This window comes from Streptomyces sp. MUSC 14 (assembly GCF_001866675.1).
In the GTDB taxonomy this organism is placed as follows: domain Bacteria; phylum Actinomycetota; class Actinomycetes; order Streptomycetales; family Streptomycetaceae; genus Streptomyces.
The window spans coordinates 1-4489 of sequence record NZ_MLYN01000146.1 but is presented as its reverse complement, the minus strand read 5'-3'; the positions used below and the strand labels follow the sequence as shown (position 1 = coordinate 4489).

At 72.0% G+C, this 4489-nt stretch carries 2 protein-coding genes; both read left to right on the top strand.

The genetic code is table 11. The annotated features are described in order from the left end of the window. Window positions 1–3148: non-ribosomal peptide synthetase (locus BIV25_RS46055; RefSeq protein ID WP_143076857.1), on the top strand; the 3148-nt coding region annotated here is incomplete at its 5' end. Between the two features lie 35 nt (window positions 3149–3183). Further along, the coding region (locus tag BIV25_RS46050) for a condensation domain-containing protein (protein WP_256257232.1) at window positions 3184–4489 on the top strand (1306 nt) is incomplete at its 3' end.

Genomic DNA, 4489 nt, shown 5'->3' with positions numbered 1-4489 from the left:
CCGCTTCGGCAAACTCGCCAAGGTATGGCCGACGACCCCGGCACAGTCCGGGATCCTCTTCCAGGCCAAGCTGGCCGGGGCGGACTTCGACCCGTACCACATCCAGCTGGTGTTCCATCTGTCCGGCCGGGTCGACCCGGAACGGATGCACCGGGCCGGACAGGCGCTCCTGGACCGCTACCCCGCCCTGCGCGCGGCCTTCGTCGACCGGGCCGACGGCGAACTCGTCCAGGTGATACCGGAGTCGGTGACCCTGCCCTGGCAGCACCTCGACCTGACCACCGTCGACGAGCCCGAGCGCACCGACACCTTCGAGCGATTCCTGGAGCAGGACCGGACCAGCTACTTCGACGCGGACAACCCGCCGCTGGTCCGGCTGGCACTCGCCGTCCTCGATCCCGACCGGCCCGAACTCGTGCTGACGGCCCACCACGCGCTCTACGACGGCTGGTCCACGCCCCTGCTCATGCAGGACCTGCTGCTGCTCTACGCCGCCGACGGCGACCCGACTGCGCTGCCGAGCACCCGTGACTACGGCGAGTTCCTGTCCTGGCTCACCCGGCAGGACCAGGAAGAGGCGGCACGGGCGTGGGCGGCGGAACTCGAAGGGTTCGAGGAGCCGGCCCTGCTCGCTCCCGACGCCGCGAACGAGGACGACGGCGCCCGCGACCAGGTCGAGGTCGGGCTCCCGCTCGACGAGGCGCTCGAACTCGTCCGGCGGGCCTCGGAGTTGGGCATCACCGTCAACACCCTGGTGCAGGGCGCCTGGGCACTGCTGCTCGGCCAGCTCACCGGCCGCCAGGACGTGGTGTTCGGCGCCACCGTCTCCGGCCGTCCGCCCGCGGTGCCGGACGTCGAGTCGATGGTCGGGATGTTCATCAACACCCTTCCCGTGCGGGCCACGTACGCGCCCGGGGACACCGTCGCCGAGTTCCTGGGCGGGCTGCAGAGCCGGCAGTCCGCGCTGGTCGAGCACCACTACCACGGGCTCGCGGAGATCCAGAAGTCCGTCGGTGTGCGGTCGCTGTTCGACACGCTGGTCGTCTTCGAGTCGTACCCCGTCGACCGGGAGGGTCTCGGCGCCGCCAGCGACGCCGCGGACGGGATCACCTTCACCGGCCTGCGCCCGTCGGCGGGCAACCACTACGCCCTGTGCCTGACCGCGGCGGCCGACCCGCACCTCCAGCTCGTGATCCAGTACGCGCCGGGCGTCTTCGACCGTGAGACGGTGGAGACGTACGCGGCCCGTCTCGTCCGCTTCCTGCGGCAGCTGGCCGCCGACCCCGAGCTGAAGGTCGCCCAGCTCGACTCCCTGGAGCCGGCCGAACGCGAGCGGCTGCTGGCCGGGTTCGACCAGCCCGACCCGGCCCGGAACCTCACGCTCACCGCGCTCGTCGAGGCGCAGGTGGCGCGGACCCCGGACGCGGTCGCCGTGGTCGCCGGCGGCGAGTCGCTCACGTACGCCGAGCTGAACGCCCGCGCCGAGCGGCTCGCGGTCGCGCTGGCGGGGCGCGGGGTGGGCCCGGAGACCGTGGTGAGCGTGGTCCTGCCGCGCACCGTGAACATGGTCGCGGCCCTCCTGGGCGTGCTCAAGGCGGGCGGGGCCTATCTGCCCGTCGACCCCGCCTACGCCACCGCCCGTCTCCCGCACGTCCTGCCCACCGCCCGGCCCCATCTGATCCTGGCCGACGCCGGGACCCGCGAACTCGTCCCCGCCACGGAGATCCCCGTCCTCGTCCTCGACGACGTCGACCTCCTGGCCACGACCGGCGACGAGGCGCAGGCCGTGGCACGGCCGGCGGCCGGCCCCGACAACCTCGCCTACGTCATCTACACCTCCGGCTCCACCGGCGTGCCCAAGGGCGTGGGCGTCACCCAGTACACCGTCGTCAACGCCGTGGACGCTTTGGTCGCGCACGCCGGAGCGGAGACCGGCCGGCGGGTCCTGGTGGCCGCCTCGTTCGGGTTCGACGTCGCCTCCTTCGAGACGTTCGCCGCGCTCACCACGGGCGGCACCGCCGAGATCGTGCGCGACGTGCTGGAGCTGGCCGAACGGGACACCTGGGACGTCGACGTCATCTGCTCGGTGCCGTCGGCCTTCGCCGAGCTCGTCGACCAGCTCGCCGACCGCATCAGGCCCACGGCACTGAACATCTCCGGGGAGGTGCTGACCCCGGTCCTGGCGGAGCGGGTGCGGGCACGCTGGCCCGAGGCACGCGTCATCAACAGCTACGGCCCCAGCGAGACCTTCTACGCCACCGGCTACCTGCTGGACCCGGGCGAGCCGTACCCGGACGGCGTGCCGATCGGCCGCCCCTTCCCCGGCGTGCGTGCCTACATCCTGAGCCCCGGTCTGGGCCTGTTGCCCACGGGCACTCCGGGCGAGCTGTACCTGGCCGGGGCCGGCCGCGGCTACCACCGCCAGGCCGGCCTGACCGCCGACCGCTTCGTCCCCGACCCCTACGGGCCGGCCGGCTCCCGCATGTACCGCACCGGCGACCTCGCCTGCTTCACCGCCGACGGTGAGCTGCTGCACCTGGGCCGCATCGACACCCAGGTCAAGATCCGGGGCTACCGCGTCGAACCCGCCGAGGTCGAGGCCGCCCTGACGACCCATCCGCACATCGCCCAGGTCGCCGTGGTGACCCAGCAGCCGGGTGACACCACCCCCTACCTGGCCGCCTACCTCGTCCCCGCCGACGGAGAGAGCGTCCCGGACGCGGACGAACTGCGCGAGCACCTGGCCGACCGGCTGCCCGAGTACATGGTCCCCGCCGCCTACGTGTCGCTCGACCGGCTGCCCCTGTCGCCCAACGGCAAGCTCGACCTCAAGGCCCTGCCCGCGCCCGACCTCACCTCCGGCACGCCCTACCGGGCGCCCGGCACGCCCCGTGAGGAGGCGCTCGCCAAGCTGTTCGCCGATGTGCTCGGCCTGGAGAAGGTCGGTGTCGACGACGGCTTCTTCGAACTCGGCGGGCACTCGCTGCTCGCCACCCGGCTGATCACCCGCGCTCGCGCCGAGATCGGGATGGAGATACCGATCCGCAAGATCTTCGACCTGCCGACGGTGGCCGCGCTCGCCGCGTGGTCGGAGGAATCGGCTGTGCCCCTTCGCCCCGCTCTCCGCAGGATGATCGTAGAGGAGTAGAACCAGTGATTCCGCTTTCGTTTGCACAGCGCCGCATGTGGCTCACGCAGCAACTGGAGGGCGGGGCAGAGACCTACAACATCTCCCCTGCGTTCCGGCTGACCGGGCCGCTGAACGAGGACGCCCTCGGTGCGGCGGTCCGCGACGTGGTCGCCCGGCACGAGCCCCTGCGCACCACGTATGTGACGGACGACAACGACGAGCCCCAACCGCGGATCCTGCCGGCGGCACAGGTGTCGGTCGAGGTGCCGGTGGTGGAGGTGGCGCCCGACGCCCTGGACGACGCGGTCGACGCGTTCATCGCCCACCGCTTCGACCTGGCGGCCGAGATCCCGTTCCGGGTACGCCTGTTCCGCAGCGCACCGGAGGAACACCTCCTGGTCCTGCTCATCCACCACATCGCCTCGGACGGTGTCTCGGGCGGGCCGCTGGCACGCGACCTGACCACCGCCTACACCGCGCGCCTGGACGGCCGGGCGCCGGAGTACGAGCCGCTGCCCGTGACGTACAAGGACTACGCGCTGTGGCAGCGCGAACTGCTCGGCGACGTCTCGGACCCGGGCAGTCTCGCCGCGGCGCAGGCCGAGTACTGGCGCAAGGAACTGGCCGGCGTGCCGCAGCCGCTGAGCCTGCCGCTGGACCGCCCGCGGCCCGCGGAGCGCAACTCGCAGGGCGACTCGCTCGGACTTGAGGTGGCACCGCGGACGGCGGCCGGACTGCAGAAGCTGGCCGACGAGCGCGGGATGACCATGTCCATGGTCGTACAGGCCGCGCTGGGCGTGCTGCTGGGCAAGCTGGGCGGCGGCGAGGACGTGACGATCGGCAACCCGATCGCCGGGCGGACCGACGAGGGGCTGGCCGATCTGGTCGGGCTCTTCGTCAACACCCAGGTGCTGCGGGTGGACCTGTCCGGCAACCCGTCGTTCGCCGACCTGCTCCCGCAGGTGCGGGACAAGGCCCTGGCGGCCTACGAGCACCAGGACGTGCCGTTCGAGACGCTGGTCGAGCTGATCAACCCCGACCGCTCCACGTCGTACCAGTCGCTGTTCCAGGTGATGTTCGCCTGGCAGAGCTTCGAGAAGGCGGACTTCGAACTGCCCGGACTCAAGGTGGAGTTCGAGCAGTACCTCACCCAGACCTCGCTGGCCGACCTGTTCTTCAGCCTGGCCGCGACCGACTCGGGGTCGCTGCGCGGCGACCTCATGTACTCGACCCAGCTGTTCGACCGGGACACGGCCGAGGAGATCGCCGCCCGGTTCGTGCGGGTCCTGGAGCAGGTGGCCGCGGCCCCGCAGGCGCCGATCAGCACCATCGAGGTGCTGGGGCAGGACGAGCGGGAGT